Origin of the sequence: Synechococcus sp. W60.3 (assembly GCF_047502615.1) — a bacterium.
GTDB lineage: Bacteria > Cyanobacteriota > Cyanobacteriia > Thermostichales > Thermostichaceae > Thermostichus.
In genome coordinates this window covers 44,628-60,079 of sequence record NZ_JANSHJ010000002.1, presented here as the reverse complement: position 1 = coordinate 60,079, position 15,452 = coordinate 44,628, and the positions used below count along the sequence as shown (strand labels likewise).

Genomic DNA, 15,452 nt, shown 5'->3' with positions numbered 1-15,452 from the left:
CAGAGAGGATGGATTGAACTTGGCTGCGGGCCCGCAAGGCTGAGCCCGGAGCTATTGGGCACTGCCCCCCTCCGCTGTTGGAGGTTGATCCGGTGTTGAAGGTTGGGGAGAGGGGACGGCGGCGGATGAGTTGCCCAAAGACTGCTCCAGGGCCAGACGCTGCTCCATCACCCGCAGAAAGTAGCCACCCATCATCGCCCCGGAGAGCATTTTTGCCAAGCTCTCGCGGTTGGTGATGATTTGAACGCCAAATTGGTCTGGCGGCAAACTGCCCACCAAGCTGCGAATGTTGTGGCCCAAGATCTCCAGCACCTCCGGCGACGAGTTGCGGGCGATGTCTTGAAAAACGCTGGGATCCTGAGACTGCAGATATTGCCAGAGCCGGTTGTTGGGGCTGGGCGTTTGCGCGGCCTCAAAACCAGGAATGAAATTGATCGGGCTCGACATGGAGTCACCAAGCTCCCCAAACACAGCAAATCTAGCCCAACTCGGAGCTGTTGGCCCCATTCCTTAGGCCTTCGCAGCTCCGCCAATTGGGCTATGTCAAACCTAACACCCGAGCCTCGCCGCCTTCGGTACGGGATCCCACCCCTTTGAGGCGGCAAATGCCGTACCTCGGGAGGCGCCGCCTCGGAGATCAACCGTCGGCCTCGGGGATCCCCTCTGCCGGCTCCTCTTCAGCTTCCGCCGGATCCCTGATAAACGAAGCGGGCACCACCGTCACTCCTACAATGCTGTCCTCCGGATCCAAGCGCTGCACCAGCACCCCTGTCGCCTCGCGAGACTGAGTGGGGATGGCCTTGGCCAACTGGCGCATGACAATGCCTCTGGCAGTTACCAACAGGATCTCGTCCTCGGCATTGACGATGCGCAGGGCAGCCAGCTCATCCGACTCCTGGCGGAACTTAGTGGCGATCACCCCCTTGCCGCCCCGGTTTTGCCGGCGGAAGTGGTCGATGGCCGAGCGCTTGCCCCGCCCTTCTTTGGTAATCACCAGCACCCAGGGGTTGGCCAGCCTCTCCCCCTCTCGCTCAGCGGCCATCACCGACTCGGCAAAGATGATGTCCATGCTGACGATGTCGTCGCCGGGGTTGAGGGTGATGGCCCGCACGCCGCGGGTGGCTCGCCCCAGGGGGCGCAGTTGCTCGTCATCTGCCCGGAAGCGGATGCACATGCCCTGGCGGGTCGCCATAACCACATCGTCGCTGGAGCGGGCGCGGCGCACCCAGCGCAGCTCATCGTTTTCCTCCAGAGAGATGGCAATCAGGCCGTTGGAACGCACATTGGCAAAGGCGCTGAGGGCCGTTTTTTTGATGTAGCCCGCTCGGGTGAGCATCACCAAGTATTCGTCGTCGCTGAACTCGCTCACGGGCACCATCGAGGTAACCCGCTCTTCCCGAGTGATGGGCAGCAACTGGACGATGGCGCTGCCGCGGGCGGTGCGGCTCCCCTGCGGGATCTCGTAGGCGGGCAGGGTATAGACCATCCCCCGATCCGTGAAAAAGAGGATAGTGTCGTGGCTGCGACAGGCAAAAAACTGCTCGATGGCATCGTCGTCTTTGATGCGGGCGCCGGCCTTGCCGCGGGTGGCCCGCCCCTGCACCTGGAACTCTTCAAGGTCCATGCGCTTGATATAGCCCTGCTCGGTGAGGAAGATGACCGTCTCGCGGTTCTCGATCAGATCGGCAACCTTGAGCTCACAGTCTTCCAGGCAGAGGCGGGAGCGGCGCGGGCTGGCAAAGCGGCTCTTGAGCTGCTGCAGCTCTTCGCTGATGATCTGCATCACCCGCTCCCGGCGGGCCAAAATATCCCGCAAATCGGCAATTTGCCTCACCAAGTCTTCGTGTTCGGCCTGGATTTTCTCCGCTTCTAGGGCGGTGAGGCGGCGCAGTTGCATCTGTAAAATGCCATCGGCTTGCGCTTCGCTCAGGCCCAACGTTGCCTGCAACTCAGCTCGGGCTGTGGCGGCATCGGCGGCTCCGCGGATGAGGGCGATCACCCGATCCAACTGCCCCAAAGCCAAAAGGTAGCCCTGCAACAGGTGATCCCGCTCTTCGGCTTTCTGCAGCTCGTAGCGGGTGCGCCGCTCGATCACCTCTGCCCGAAAATCCAAGAAAGCCTGCAGTGCGTCCCGCAGCGTCAGAGTGCGCGGCTCGCCGTTGAGGATGGCCAGCATGTTGACCCCGAAGTTGCTCTGCAGGGGGGTTTGCTTGTAGAGGTTGTTGAGCACCACCTGAGGCTGAGCATCCCGCTTCAGCTCGATCACCACCCGCATGCCCTCGCGGTCGCTTTCGTCGCGGATGTCGGCAATGCCCTCCAGTTTTTTCTCGTTGACCAGCTCGGCAATTTTTTCAATCATGGCTGCCTTGTTGGTTTGGTAGGGCAGCTCGGTGATGATGATGGCCTCCCGCGTCGGTCGGCCCCGCTGCTCGATGGTCTCCACCGTGGCCACCCCCCGCAAGGTGATGGAGCCGCGCCCGGTAGTATAGGCTTCGCGGATGCCTTCCTGGCCCATGATCAGCCCGCCGGTGGGGAAATCGGGGGCCGGGATCCACTGCATCAGCTCCAGGCTGGTCAGGTTGGGGTTGTGGATGAGGGCGATCAGGCCGTCCACCAGCTCTCCCAGGTTGTGGGGCGGGATGTTGGTGGCCATGCCCACGGCAATGCCAGAAGAACCGTTCAACAGCAACTGCGGGATCCGCGCCGGCAGCACCAGCGGCTCCTGCTGGGATCCGTCGTAGTTGTCGATGAAGTCGACGGTGTTGGCGTCGATATCCTGCAGCAGGGCTTCCTGGGCAAAAGCGGTGAGGCGGCACTCGGTGTAGCGCATGGCCGCCGGCGGGTCGTTGTCGATGGAGCCGAAGTTGCCGTGCCCGTCCACCAGGCGCTCCCGCATGGAGAAGTCCTGGGCCATGCGCACCAGGGCTTCGTAAACCGCCTGATCCCCGTGGGGATGGTATTTCCCGATCACATCCCCCACGACGCGGGCGCACTTGCGAAAAGGGCGATCCGCCGTCAGGCCCAGCTCGTGCATGGCGTAGAGGATGCGGCGATGCACCGGCTTGAGGCCGTCGCGGGCATCCGGCAGAGCCCTCCCGGCAATCACGCTCATGGCGTATTCCAGGTAGGACTGCGCCATCTCCCGCTGCAGGTCGGTGGAGATGATGCGCGCGGTCAATTCGTTGTCGCTCATGGGTGGGGGTAGAGGTGAGGGATCCCGGTCGGCTTGGGCGCGGGCACGGTTCGAGGTTACAAAGCTGTCGCAGCAGCAATCGCCATTGCCGGCCAACGGTCGGCAACCCAGGAAACTAAAATAAAGTGCGCCTGCGTCTAGTCTACCATTGCCTTTTGCCGGGGCAGAGGGAGTTGCCCGGAGCCGCCCCCTGTCCCAAGGGGATCCCTGAAGATATTTATAGATAAAAATCTATCCTCTAATCGGGGCGTTATGGTAACGCTCAATGATAGGCTGCCTATAGCATTGAGGGCAGTGGGGCATGTTGGGCCAAGTGACGGGGCAAGGTGGGGGAGTGCTGGCTTGGCGTCGGCGTCTGAGCCTAGAAAACTGGCGTGGGGATCTCTTCGGTGGCCTGACGACGGCTATTGTCTCGCTGCCGATGGCCCTGGCCTTTGGGGTGGCTTCTGGTGCCGGGCCGGTGGCGGGCTTGTATGGGGCGGTGTGTGTGGGCTTTTTTGCTGCCCTGTTCGGCGGCACTCCCACCCTCATCTCCGAGCCCACCGGGCCGATGACGGTGATGATGACGGCAGTCATTGCCAAGGTTACCGCCAGCTATCCGAACCAGGGACTGGGGCCGGCCTTCACGGTGGTGATGGTGGGGGGCCTGTTTCAGGTGCTGTTTGGATCCCTGAAGCTGGGCAAATACATCACCCTTATGCCCTACAGCGTCATCTCCGGCTTTATGTCGGGGATCGGCTGGATCATGATTTTGCTGCAGATCCCGCCCCTTTTGGGCCACGCCAGCCAGGGGGGAGTGATCGGGGCGGTGCAGAACCTGCCGACCTACCTGCTCAATCTCAAGTTCCCGGAACTGGGGTTGGGGCTGCTGACCCTTGCGATCCTCTTTGGCTATCCCAAGCCTTGGCGAAGAGTGGTGCCGCCCCAGTTGGTGGCCCTGGTGCTGGGAACGCTGGTGGCCAACTTGTTCATGGCTGACTGGGATTTGCGGCGCATCGGGCCCATCCCCACCGGCTTGCCCCAGGTGCAATGGCCGCAGTTGCCCTTTGCTTCCCTGGCCAGCTTGGTGTTGGACGGGGTGGTGCTGGGCATGCTGGGCTGTATCGACACCCTCTTGACGGCGGTGATTGCCGACAACCTCACCCGCACCCGCCACGACTCCGACCAAGAGCTGATCGGGCAGGGGATCGCCAACCTGGTCTCCGGCTTCCTGGGGGGCTTGCCGGGGGCGGGGGCGACCATGGGCACGGTGGTGAATATCCAGTCAGGGGGACGTACGCCCTTGGCGGGCATCACCCGCGCCCTCATCCTCTTGATGGTGGTGCTGTTTGCCGCTCCCCTCACCCAAGGGATCCCGATGGCGGTGCTGGCGGGGATCGCCTTTAAGGTGGGGGTGGATATCCTCGACTGGAGCTTCCTGAAGCGGGCCCACCGCCTCTCCCTCAAAGGGGCAGCCATTATGTACGGGGTGATGTTCATGACGGTGTTCGTGGATCTCATCGCCGCCGTGGGGGTAGGGGTATTTGTGGCCAATTTGCTCACCATTCAGCGTCTGAGCGAGCTGCAAGCGGAAGAGGTGAAAGCCATTACCGATGCGGACGATGCCGTAGATCTCACCCCGCGGGAAAAGGAATTGCTGCGCCAGGGCCGCGGTCAGGTGTTGCTATTTTACCTGAGCGGGCCCATGATCTTCGGGGTTTCCCAGGCCATTTCCCGCCAACACCAGGCGGTGGCCTCCTGCCAGGCTTTGGTCTTGGATTTGTCCGATGTGCCGATGCTAGGCGTTTCGGCGACGCTGTCCTTGGAAAATGCCATCCGCGAAGCTCTAGATCAACGCAAACAGGTGTGGATCGTCGGGGCCAAGGGTCGGATCCGGCAGCGCTTGGAAAGCCTGCATCTGCCCTTGCCGGCAGAGCGATTTGTGGAGAGCCGGGAGGCCGCTTTGGCCGAGGCCGTCGCCCAGTTGGGCTTGCCGCTAGAACCCAGCCCCCTGGTTTGAGCCCTCCGATGAGCCCAACAAGAAAGCTGCAGACTTCGTTTGCCGGATCGGGGTCAGTTCTGGATCTATGCACTGGAAAGGTCGGGTTGCCTACTTGGCAACCCTGCATCGCAAAGAGCAGGTGATCGGCCCTCTCTTGGCCCACCACCTGGGGATCCAGGTGCAAGTGATACCTCTGGACACCGACCAACTGGGCACCTTCTCGCGGGAGCGGCCTCGGCCAGGGGATCCCATCCACACCCTACGCCTGAAAATTGAGAGAGCCCGCCAAGCTCATCCCGCCTCTTTGGTTTTGGCCAGCGAGGGATCCTTTGGCCCCCACCCCCAGATCCCTTGGATCCCTTGGAATCAGGAGTGGGTCATGCTCAGGGTTTTTGAACCCGGCGCGGAGCCCTTGGAGCTGGTCGGCTATGCAGAGAGCACCCAAACCAATTTCAGCCATCGCTGGGTGCAGAGCTGGGCAGAAGCGCTGGACTTTGCCCAAAGGGCGGGTTTTCCCCAGCACGCCCTGATCGCCCTCGACCAGCCAGAAAAGCCCCAGGTTATCCACAAAGGAATCCAAGACGAAGCAACCCTGAAGCAGGTGGTGGGGGAGCTGCTGGCTCGGCAGGGTGGCCTGCATCTGGAAACCGACATGCGGGCCATGTACAACCCAACCCGGCTCCAAGTCATCGCAGCCGCCACCCAAAACCTAATCGCCAAAGCCCAAAGCCTGTGCCCGGCCTGCGGCACTCCTGGCTACTGGCAGATCCGCTCGGTCTCTGGACTGCCCTGCGGTCAATGTGGCGCTCCCACCCCCGTGGCCAAGGCTTGGGTATATGGCTGTTCCCGCTGTTCCCACACCCACACCGAGCCTGTGGCAGAGCCCTGGGCAGATCCCGCTCAGTGTGCCTTTTGTAATCCCTAGCTTTGTCCCAAGCTTGACGTCAAGCCCAGGCTTTCATCCCCCCAGAGGGGCTGATGTAAGAAAATAGGGATCCAACCCAGTGGATCCCTACTTAGCAACTTGGATGTCAGCGCAGGGATTTTAAGAACTAGAAAGTAAACACAGCTCGCAAAGCCCCCACGCCAATGGTTGGGTCGTTGTCTCCGGGTCTGCCGCCATTGGGGTTGCTCACAAAGTAGGCAGCAGGCGTTAGAGTAATGTACTCGTTGACCGGGAAGCTGTAGTAGACGTCCACAACGAAGGGGCGAGTATCCCACACTCCGTCGTTGTCTGTGGTCACGATTGGCTGCCCAAATACAATCCCGCCTGTGGCACCCTCCACAAAGAGGTCAGGGAAAACAAAGCCAAGGAGGAAACCATTAAAGTTTTCCTCACCCGGATCCACAGTGCCAGCCGGTACCACATTGGGCAGGTTGTAATCCACATTGCCAGCCGTAAACCAGCCAGACAAGGTAATGCGAGGGCTAAGCTCCCAGTTGGCTGCGACTGTAAAGGCGTTTACCCGCGCAGAGACATCGACCTGCGTTCCTCTTACCGGCCCGCGGAAGAGACTTTTACCCGTGGCCAGGAAGGTGGGGCCGTCGTTCGCCTGCTGCAGGTAGGTGGAAGCAAATTGGAGGTAGAGCTCCAGACCCTCTGTCGGCAAGAAGCCCAGCTCCACCGCGTGGGCACTGTCGCTACCGGTTATACCGCTGTCGCCGAAGCCGTTGCCCAAGGCTTGAGCGTTCCTGGTGCTGTAGGCGTAGGCTAAACGAAACTGGTCGCTCAAACGGTAGCGAAAACCAAATAGGGTTCCGCTGGGCACATCTGCCGTAGAGTTGGGAGCATCGGCAAAGTCCGACAGGGCATCAAAGGGCGTGCTGTACTGCAGAACGCTCGACACTCCCGTACCCGTAATGCCCGTGTAGATAGTAGCAGCGCGGTCGAAAGCAGGGAATTGATAAACCAGCTGGGCCAGGGTGAAAGTGCCACCGCCACCACCGCCAAACTCAAGGCCGGGATCCCCATCAAAGAACTCAGTCACAGCGTTGCGAGCTTGGAGACGAATGCGCAGGCGATCGCGACCCACAAAAGAAGCATCGAAGTTCAAGCGTACCCGATAGGGAAGAGTCATGTTGGCTTGGTTTTGCTCTGCTACTACCCTCCCATTAACAACTCTGTCTTCCGTGAGAGCGCTGCCTACAACAGCGGCGATGACTTGGGCATTCAACTTGGTAACCGGGTTGAAGACCTTCCCTTTCAAATCAGTAACATCGGCTTCCAGGGCATCCACCCGCCCGCGCAGGGCTGCCAGCTCAGCAGCAAATTCCTCTTGCAAGCGCTGCAGAGTGGCCAAGTCTTCCTTGGAGACTTTGTCGGCCAAACCGGCTGCAATCAACTCATTGATGCGATCCAAGCAGGCGTTCATACCGGCGGCAAACTCATAGCGGGTCATGGCCCGGTTGCCGCGGAAGGTGCGGTCGGGGTAGCCGGCAATACAGCCGTAACGCTCGACCAGAGATTGCAGTGCTTGGAAAGCCCAGTCAGTAGGCTGCACATCAGAAAGTTCAGAGATGGAGGTGACGGGCCCAGTAGCTTGGGCATAGGCCACTCCAGGGGTCAAGACTGCTGCTGCACCCAGGGTGCCGGCCAGCAACGTTTTCCAGTAGTTCGCGTGTTTCGCGGGCATGTTTCTCTCCTTGTTCTGTGTCCTCACACCTGTCTCGGCTGTGGCGATGTCTTCTAGAGGTAGTCAACTGTCTAACTCAAGCACGAGTCTGACAACTGCGGACCCTCGAAGAACATGGTACAGCCCTGTTTCACATCGTCTACCACTTTACACACTTTTTGAATGAGACTCAACGTGAGGCTCAACGGCGGCAGACGCTCCAGGCCCCATACCCATTACTTTACCTCAGGGATCCGACCCTGACTAGCGGGTGCACGCCAAAGCCGAGACAGAGCTCCTAAGTCGCGGGCTGAGGCGGGGATGGGCGGTACCGGACTCGAACCAGTGACATCCTGCTTGTAAGGCAGGCGCTCTACCGCTGAGCTAACCGCCCTGGGGGATCCCAGTCCACCGAGTTTAGCATTCCCAAAGAACTATTTCCCCATGCCCAGGCTTTGCGCCTTCTGGTACACCTTCCCCTCGGTCAGGAGGGAGGGGGCGATGCAGATCTCCACCTGCTGCATTTCTCGGAGATTGGCAGCCCCCAGGGTGGCCATGCTGGTGCGCAGGGCGCCCCAGAGGTTGTGGGTGCCGTCATCGAGGCGGGCGGGGCCGCACAAGATCTCTTCCAGGGTGCCGGTGGATCCCACGCGGATGCGGGTGCCGCGGGGCAAGATGGGGCTGGGGGTGGCCATGCCCCAGTGAAAGCCGCGACCGGGGGCCTCATAGGCGCGGGCCAAGGGGGATCCGATCATCACTGCATCGGCTCCACAGGCGATGGCCTTGCAAATATCGCCGCCGGTCACCAATCCGCCATCGGCAATGATGGGAACGTAGGCGCCGGTTTCCGCCAAAAACTGCTCCCGTGCAGCGGCACAGTCGGCGATGGCCGTAGCCTGCGGCACTCCCACCCCCAACACGCCTCGGGAAGTACAGGCAGCGCCAGGGCCGATCCCCACCAAGACGCCGGCAGCTCCGGCCTGCATCAGCTCCAAGGCGACATCGTAGGTAACGCAGTTGCCCACCACAACAGGAATGGGCATCGACCGGCAAAATTGGGCCAGATCCAGCAGTTCCATGCCCTCGGGAACCTTGTGGTGAACGGAAACCACCGTGGCCTGGACGAAGAACAGATCCCCGCCTGCTTCCGCCACCAGGGGGCCATATTCAGCTGCGTGGGCGGGCACACAGCTAGCGGCCGCGATGGCGCCGGCCGCTTTGATTTGGCGGATGCGCTCTTGGATCAGCTCCGGCTTGACCGGCTCGCTGTAGAGGCGCTGCATCAGGGGAACGAACTCGTCTTTGCCGACCGCGGCAATCTGATCCAGCACCTCGTCGGGATCGGCGTAGCGGGTTTGGATCCCGTCCAGGTTGAGCACGCCCATTGCCCCCAGCTTGGAGAGCAAGATGGCCATCTTGACGTCCACCACGCCGTCCATGGCGCTGGCGATGATGGGGATGGGCCGTTGGATCCCTCCCAGGGTGAAGTGGGTGTCCACCAAGCTGGGATCCAGGGTTCGCCTGCCCGGCACCAGCGCGATCTCATCCAGCCCGTAAGCGCGTCTTGCCTGCCGATTGCGCCCCAGTTGTGCGTTCATTTCCCTCCCCTCTGACAGGATCCCTTCTTCCTATCATGCCGCCAACGTGTGATTTGAGACTAGCAAGAGCCGGGTTTTCCCTCCGGTTTAGCTTCGCTTGTCTCTGCCTCAACGGAAGTCTGGCCGGTCTGGCAGAAGCCATACCCTCGCCCGAGTTAAAGCCCTTGTGGAGTTTCCGGCGAGGAAACAGGGCTCTTCCCTTGCAATGAGGGGGGCAGGGGAGTGAAAATGTGGCCTTCTTGCAGGTTGCCGAAGCTGTGGCAGCGCTCGGATCCCCAGCGGAAGCCGTAGAGGGCGATGTAGGCGCACATTAAGGCATCGACTTGGTCTTCGTAGTTTTTGAGTTGGCGGCCCCTAAGGGATCCCACCTCCACTTGGAGCAGGGGCTCGTGGCCTTGCAGAGACGGATCGGCGCTGGCCAAGGCGCGCAGATGTTGCTGGTACAGCCGCCACGCCTGTTCTCGTTGCAGCCAGGTGCGGCGGGGACGCGCTTTGTAGGGGAGGCTGCGGCTGAGGCCAAACAGGCTCACCATGGCGCTGTGGGGGAAGACTTCGGTGATCTGCCGGGCCAGGGATCCCTGCTCGATGCTGGCCTGCTCGCGAAAGCCATAACGGGAGAGAGCTTGCACCAGGGCCTCCCCTCGCACCTGGCCGTTTTTGGCCAAGAGGCGGCGGTTGGCCGGGTGGGCGCCAGCGGCATAGGCGCGAAACACCCGGTTCAGCTCGGCTTCCGCCCGCCGCTGGCCGCTGGGGTTGGGGACGCGCAGGGGGGCATCCACCGCCACCAGGCAGGGATCCCCTCCCGCTTGGGCTTGGATGTAGTCCACAATCTCCTGGTCGGTTTGCAAGAGGCGGTTGTCCCGCAGGTGGCCCGTCAGGTTCGGGGCTTGGGGATCCCCGCTCTCAACCTCCAGCGTTGCCACGCCAGAGGGGTTGCGGGCCGACCAGGCCAGGTCTAGGCCAATGCAGATTAACCGTGCCACGCCGCCTTCTCCTTCCGTTAGTAGGATGGCTCGCCCTCACCCCCCGGACGCCTGGGAGAGGGAAATGCCCAAGAATAAAGGGATCCCAGCCGGGATCCCGGAAGATGGTTGCTCTGACAAGGCAGCAGACTTTCCGCTAGCTGGCGAAGCCTCTGCCTCTTCCTGCCCGAAGATTAGTAGTCGTAGTCATCCACGCCGCCGCCACCGCCAGCGGGCTTGTTGCTCTTGGGCTCCGGCTTGTCTACCACGATGGCCTCGGTGGTGAGCACCATGCTGGCAATCGAGGCGGCGTTTTGCAGGGCAGAGCGAGTGACTTTGGCCGGGTCAACGATGCCCGCCTCAAACATATCCACATAGGCGTCGTTCTGGGCGTCGTAACCCACCGTGAAGGGTTTCTCTTTCACCCGCTCCAGCACGATCGAGCCGTTCTGGCCGGCATTCTCGGCAATGCGGCGCAGCGGAGCGCCCAGCGCGCGGGCAACCAGCATGGCCCCTACCAGCTCATCGCCGGACAAGTTGGCCTGCGCCCACTCCGTTACCGCCGGCATCAGGTGCGCCAGGGTAGTGCCGCCGCCGGGGACGATCCCCTCTTCCACCGCCGCCTTGGTGGCGTTGATGGCGTCCTCCAGGCGCAGCTTGCGATCCTTCATTTCCGTTTCGGTGGCCGCGCCCACTTTGATCACCGCCACACCGCCGGAGAGCTTGGCCAGGCGCTCTTGCAGTTTTTCTTTGTCGTAGGTGGAGTCGGTTTCTTCAATTTGGCGACGGATTTGCTCACAGCGGGCTTTGACAGCCGCTTCGTTGCCTTCCGCCACGATGGTGGTGTGGTCTTTGGTTACCGTGACGCGACGGGCCGAGCCGAAGGAGTCGAGACGGGCGTTCTCCAGCTTCAGGCCGCGCTCTTCGCTGATGACCTCACCGCCAGTGAGGATGGCGATGTCTTCCAGCATGGCCTTACGGCGATCCCCAAAGCCAGGCGCTTTCACCGCCACCACGCTCAGCACGCCCCGCAGCTTGTTCACCACCAGAGTGGCCAGGGCTTCTTTCTCGATGTCTTCGGCGATGATCAGCAGCGGACGACCGGCGCGGGCCACTTGCTCCAGCACCGGCACCAGGTCTTGTACCAGGGTGATTTTCTTATCGGTAATCAGGATGTAGGGGTTTTCCAGAACCGCCTCCATCCGCTCCGTGTCGGTGACGAAGTAGGGGGAGATGTAGCCTTTGTCAAAGCGCATCCCCTCCGTCACTTCCAGCTCAGTGGTCATGGACTTGCCTTCTTCCAGGGAGATCACCCCTTCGCGGCCCACTTTGTCCATGGCCTCGGCGATCATGCGGCCCACTTCCTCATCGTTGCCGGCGGAAATGGCCGCCACCTGGGCAATGGCTTTGGAGTCTTCCACCGGGCGGGCATGTTCGGCGATCTTGTCCACCAGGAACTTCACGGCTTTGTCGATGCCGCGCTTGAGGGCAATCGGGTTGGCGCCGGCGGCCACGTTTTTCAGCCCTTCTTTAACCATGGCGTGGGCCAGGACGGTGGCGGTGGTGGTGCCGTCCCCAGCCGTGTCATTGGTCTTGGAAGCCGCCTGACGGATCAAGGAGACGCCAGTGTTTTCAATGTGGTCTTCCAGCTCGATCTCTTTGGCGATGGTTACCCCATCGTTAACAATTTGGGGTGCGCCAAACTTCTTCTCCAGGACGACGTTGCGCCCTTTGGGGCCGAGAGTAACGGCTACAGCTTCCGCCAAAATGTCCATGCCGTGTTCAAGGGCACGACGGGCTTCTTCGCTAAAAATGATCGACTTGGCCATACTCAACCTCTCAGACGTGAATGAACTAAGGGCGATGTAGAGGATCGATCGCTGAAGGACTGAAAATTACTGAACGATAGCGAGAATATCCCGCTCGGCCAGCAGCACGTACTCATCGCTGCCCAGCTTCACTTCCGTGCCGGCGTACTTGGAGTAGAGCACTCTGTCGCCGGCTTTCAGTTCCATCGGGATCAGCTTGCCCTCGTCATTGCGCTTGCCAGGCCCAACTGCGACCACCTCCCCCACTTGGGGTTTTTCTTTGGCGGTATCGGGCAAAAAGATGCCACCCGCCGTCTTCTCGTCCTGCTGGGCAATCTTGACCAGCACGCGGTCGCCTAGCGGCTTCAGCGTAGAGACGTTGAGAGTTACTGCAGCCATGACAAATATCCTCCGTGATGCCTAAAACGCGAGGCTGAAGGGTTGTATCGAGCGCAAACCTAAGCTTGCGTAGTCGAGGTTTTAGCACTCTCAGCTTACGAGTGCTAGTCTATCAGCCGGCTTTCCAGCCTGACAATAGCCCCTTTTGGCGGGATCTCCCTTTTTGTCGGGTACGGTTGGGTGCGGATCCCCCTACTTCTGGGCCTGTTGTGGGATCATGGCCTGAGGTAGGTTGGGCAAGCAGGTGCGGATCCCGTTGTTTCAAGTGGATGCGTTTACGGCAGTGCCTTTTAAGGGCAATCCGGCAGCGGTGTGTTTGCTGCCTCAGGAGCTGCCGGCAGCTTTGATGCGAGCAATTGCGGCGGAGAACAATCTGTCGGAAACGGCTTTTTTGCTGCCCCAGGGATCCGAAGGCGAGGTTCCCCACTATGGGCTGCGCTGGTTTACTCCCACCACGGAGGTAGAACTCTGTGGCCATGCCACGTTGGGCAGCGCCTATGTGCTCTTGACCGAGATTCACCCGGAAGCTCAGGGGGTGGCCTTTTCCACCCGCAGTGGCCGGCTGCAGGTGCGGCGGCAGGGGGAGCGGCTGGCGATGGATTTTCCCGCCCAGTTCCCGCAACCCTGGCCGGAAGGCCAAGAGCAGGTGGCTGCGGCATTGGGGATCCCTCCTCTGGAGTTGTACCGCGGCAGCATGGGGGTAGCGGTGCTGACTTCGGCCCAGCAGGTGCAGCAGCTGCAGCCGGATTGGGAGCGGGTTCAGGCACTGCCTGTTTCTGGGTTGATCGTCACTGCCTCGGGAGGGGATCTAGAAGACCAGCCAGATTTTGTCTGTCGTGTTTTTGCCCCCCAGTTGGGGATCCCGGAGGATCCGGTGACCGGGTCTGCCCAGTGCCTGTTGACACCCTATTGGTCGCAGCGCCTGGGCCGGACTGAGCTCAAAGCCCGCCAGCTCTCGGCGCGGGGAGGCGAGCTGTGGTGTCGCGATCTCGGCACTCGGGTGGAGATTGCCGGGCAGGCGGTGCTGGTGATAGCGGGAGAGCTGAGGATTCCCTAAAAAAACACCCCGGCTGGCTCCGAGGTGCTGGGAAGACTCTCGCGAAGAATAAGTGCGCAAGCTAGCCCAAAAGTTCTGCCGCCTGGATGAGCTCCACTTGCTTTTTCTTGAGCACTAGCAGAAGCTGGGTGATGGCCACCGCTGCCAGGAAGGCCACCAACCACTTCACCCGTTCCGGGTTCTGCAGCACCAGATCCCGCTCCACTTGGCCAAAGCCGCCCACGTTGGGGTTGTTGGTAACCGGATCCCCTTCTTGGACGCTGTCGCCAATGTTAACCACCAACTCCGGCCCCGGCGGCACCACCAAGTGCTTCAGTCCGCCTTCAGTCTCGAAGCTGAGCACCCGCGTGCCCGGCAACTCGTATTCGGGCGGCACCAGGGCGGCCAGCTCAGGCGGCAGATCGCTGAGGTCAGATTCGATGGTGGCGATGCTTGTCAGACGACCCGTGGCAGGAGCGCGGAAGACGTTGTTGTTGCTGAGGCTGCCATCGGGGTTGATCTGGCCACGACCGCGGTTGGCGCCAATGTAAACCCGATATTTCATGAAGGCCACGGAGGGATCCTCCTTCGGGTCAGGGGCGACCACCGGGAAGACGATTTCCTGGTGCTGCTCGCCGGGCAGGGGACCCACCAGGAGAATGTTGGGCTTCTCGTCGCTGTAGGGAGTGATGTAGGTCTCAGCGGTTTCCTGGCGCTGCTCCTCCGTCATCTCCTCCTCGGTGGCCAGGCGGAAGCCTTCTGGCAACACCACCACAGCGCCAACGTTCAAGCCGCCCTTGCTGCCATCCGCCAACACCTGTTGCTTGCTCAAGTCATAGGGGATCCCGACCTTGATGGTGAACACCTGGCCCGGGGTAACTGCCTGCGGCACTTCGGCACGGGCAGGCATGGCGTTCAGGTGGCAGTTGGCACAGACGATTTTCCCGGTGGCCTCGCGCGGGTTGTCGTAGGCCATCTGGGCGTAGTACGGATAGGCTGCTGCCGGACGGGATCCCGTCCCCAGCAACAGCAGCAGCGCACACAAGGCCAAGTAAATTCGCTTCATAAGTTAGCTCAGAATCTCAATCAAAATTCTCGCAAGCCCTTTGGGGCAATCTCCTCAAAGCTCACAACTCATGCTCTAGCCAGGACTAGCGCAGCAACCTCTCTGGCCTTTTCCCCCACTTCTGACCCGGCTGTGGCCCCTTACAGGGGTCTCTCTGGAGCCTATCGTAACGCCTCAGGCCTCGCGGAAATCGGGGCCTTGCCAGGGGCTGAAGCGAACGTTGTCGCCGTCCACCGTGGCGCTCACCAGCTCCAGGGAGCGGGGAGCCGGCCCCCGGATGACCTTGCCGTTGGCCGCGTACTGGGATCCGTGGCAGGGGCACTTGAACAGGTTTTCCCCCGCGTTCCAGGGCACCACACAGCCGAGGTGGGTGCAAACCGCGTTGAGGCCGTAGTTGGCCACCGCCCCGTTGTCGATCACAATGTAGGTGGGATCCCCCTTCAAGCCTTGGGCCAGCACGCGATCCGTGGCGGCGTGAGTGGCCAACAGCTCACTGACGCTGATGGGCTTGCCGAGAGCATCTTGAGCTATCACACCTTCTCCTGCCCCACCGGAAGAGGGCGGAATAAAATACTTCACCACCGGGTAGAGGGTGCCCACCACCACCACCCCCACCGAGCTGCTGAGGAGGGCATTCAGAAAAACCCGCCGGCTCATGGGGGGTGCCTCGAAGTTGCTAACCGCTTCCGTCATAATGGCCAGTACAAACCTGAGAAGTTTTAATGTTCGTTGACAAACGACATCATCCTAACCGAGCTCCTTGGCTAATATCATTAAGAAATGCAAAGCTAAAGGAA

At 61.2% G+C, this 15,452-nt stretch carries 12 protein-coding genes and 1 tRNA gene; 3 read left to right on the top strand and 10 right to left on the bottom strand.

The window, feature by feature from the left end; all coding sequences use genetic code 11:
- Window positions 1–51 precede the first annotated feature (51 nt).
- On the bottom strand, window positions 52–447 hold the full coding sequence (locus NW846_RS01120) for a DUF760 domain-containing protein (RefSeq protein WP_011430263.1): 396 nt from the start codon (window positions 445–447) through the stop codon (window positions 52–54).
- A 190-nt stretch (window positions 448–637) separates the two neighbouring features.
- Window positions 638–3,193 (bottom strand): DNA gyrase subunit A, encoded by a 2,556-nt coding sequence (gene gyrA / locus NW846_RS01115; protein ID WP_414347352.1) that lies wholly within the window; start codon window positions 3,191–3,193, stop codon window positions 638–640.
- 301 nt (window positions 3,194–3,494) lie between these two features.
- Here gyrA and NW846_RS01110 point away from each other — a divergent pair, with 301 nt between their 5' ends.
- Both NW846_RS01110 and NW846_RS01105 read left to right on the top strand, forming a co-directional pair.
- Entirely contained in the window at window positions 3,495–5,192 is a 1,698-nt protein-coding gene (locus NW846_RS01110) for a SulP family inorganic anion transporter (RefSeq protein ID WP_011430261.1), read from the top strand.
- A gap of 67 nt (window positions 5,193–5,259) precedes the next feature.
- Entirely contained in the window at window positions 5,260–6,099 is an 840-nt protein-coding gene (locus NW846_RS01105; protein ID WP_414515133.1) for a DUF6671 family protein, read from the top strand.
- Window positions 6,100–6,226: 127 nt separating this feature from the next.
- Here NW846_RS01105 and NW846_RS01100 read toward each other — a convergent pair whose 3' ends face one another.
- The 6 genes from NW846_RS01100 to groES all read right to left on the bottom strand — a co-directional run bounded on the left by NW846_RS01100 (window position 6,227) and on the right by groES (window position 12,553).
- On the bottom strand, window positions 6,227–7,807 hold the full coding sequence (locus NW846_RS01100) for an iron uptake porin (protein ID WP_414348627.1): 1,581 nt from the start codon (window positions 7,805–7,807) through the stop codon (window positions 6,227–6,229).
- A 301-nt stretch (window positions 7,808–8,108) separates the two neighbouring features.
- Window positions 8,109–8,180 (bottom strand) — tRNA-Val (locus NW846_RS01095).
- 40 nt (window positions 8,181–8,220) lie between these two features.
- On the bottom strand, window positions 8,221–9,384 hold the full coding sequence (locus tag NW846_RS01090; RefSeq protein WP_414388665.1) for a GuaB3 family IMP dehydrogenase-related protein: 1,164 nt from the start codon (window positions 9,382–9,384) through the stop codon (window positions 8,221–8,223).
- Between the two features lie 155 nt (window positions 9,385–9,539).
- The gene (locus NW846_RS01085) at window positions 9,540–10,367 is read right to left on the bottom strand and encodes a DUF429 domain-containing protein (RefSeq protein WP_011430256.1); all 828 of its coding nucleotides are present in this window, start codon (window positions 10,365–10,367) and stop codon (window positions 9,540–9,542) included.
- 173 nt (window positions 10,368–10,540) lie between these two features.
- Window positions 10,541–12,175, bottom strand: coding sequence for a chaperonin GroEL (gene groL, locus NW846_RS01080; RefSeq protein WP_011430255.1), 1,635 nt, complete (start codon window positions 12,173–12,175; stop codon window positions 10,541–10,543).
- A gap of 66 nt (window positions 12,176–12,241) precedes the next feature.
- The gene (gene groES, locus NW846_RS01075; protein WP_011430254.1) at window positions 12,242–12,553 is read right to left on the bottom strand and encodes a co-chaperone GroES; all 312 of its coding nucleotides are present in this window, start codon (window positions 12,551–12,553) and stop codon (window positions 12,242–12,244) included.
- 244 nt (window positions 12,554–12,797) lie between these two features.
- On the opposite strand from groES, the gene NW846_RS01070 reads away from it, so the two are divergent.
- Window positions 12,798–13,610, top strand: coding sequence for a PhzF family phenazine biosynthesis protein (locus NW846_RS01070; RefSeq protein ID WP_011430253.1), 813 nt, complete (start codon window positions 12,798–12,800; stop codon window positions 13,608–13,610).
- A gap of 61 nt (window positions 13,611–13,671) precedes the next feature.
- Here the strand turns inward: NW846_RS01070 and NW846_RS01065 are convergent, their stop codons facing one another.
- Window positions 13,672–14,655, bottom strand: a complete 984-nt coding sequence (locus NW846_RS01065; RefSeq protein ID WP_011430252.1) for an apocytochrome f — start codon at window positions 14,653–14,655, stop codon at window positions 13,672–13,674.
- Window positions 14,656–14,829: 174 nt separating this feature from the next.
- Window positions 14,830–15,348: a cytochrome b6-f complex iron-sulfur subunit gene (locus NW846_RS01060; RefSeq protein ID WP_011430251.1), complete on the bottom strand. Its 519-nt coding sequence runs from the start codon at window positions 15,346–15,348 to the stop codon at window positions 14,830–14,832.
- Window positions 15,349–15,452: the final 104 nt, after the last annotated feature.

Coding starts and splice junctions, on each gene's coding strand:
- NW846_RS01120 (WP_011430263.1), bottom strand. CDS start 447: ATGTCGAGCCCGATCAATTTCATTCCTGGTTTTGAGGCCGCGCAAACG.
- gyrA (WP_414347352.1), bottom strand. CDS start 3,193: ATGAGCGACAACGAATTGACCGCGCGCATCATCTCCACCGACCTGCAG.
- NW846_RS01110 (WP_011430261.1), top strand. CDS start 3,495: ATGTTGGGCCAAGTGACGGGGCAAGGTGGGGGAGTGCTGGCTTGGCGT.
- NW846_RS01105 (WP_414515133.1), top strand. CDS start 5,260: ATGCACTGGAAAGGTCGGGTTGCCTACTTGGCAACCCTGCATCGCAAA.
- NW846_RS01100 (WP_414348627.1), bottom strand. CDS start 7,807: ATGCCCGCGAAACACGCGAACTACTGGAAAACGTTGCTGGCCGGCACC.
- NW846_RS01090 (WP_414388665.1), bottom strand. CDS start 9,384: ATGAACGCACAACTGGGGCGCAATCGGCAGGCAAGACGCGCTTACGGG.
- groL (WP_011430255.1), bottom strand. CDS start 12,175: ATGGCCAAGTCGATCATTTTTAGCGAAGAAGCCCGTCGTGCCCTTGAA.
- groES (WP_011430254.1), bottom strand. CDS start 12,553: ATGGCTGCAGTAACTCTCAACGTCTCTACGCTGAAGCCGCTAGGCGAC.
- NW846_RS01065 (WP_011430252.1), bottom strand. CDS start 14,655: ATGAAGCGAATTTACTTGGCCTTGTGTGCGCTGCTGCTGTTGCTGGGG.
- NW846_RS01060 (WP_011430251.1), bottom strand. CDS start 15,348: ATGACGGAAGCGGTTAGCAACTTCGAGGCACCCCCCATGAGCCGGCGG.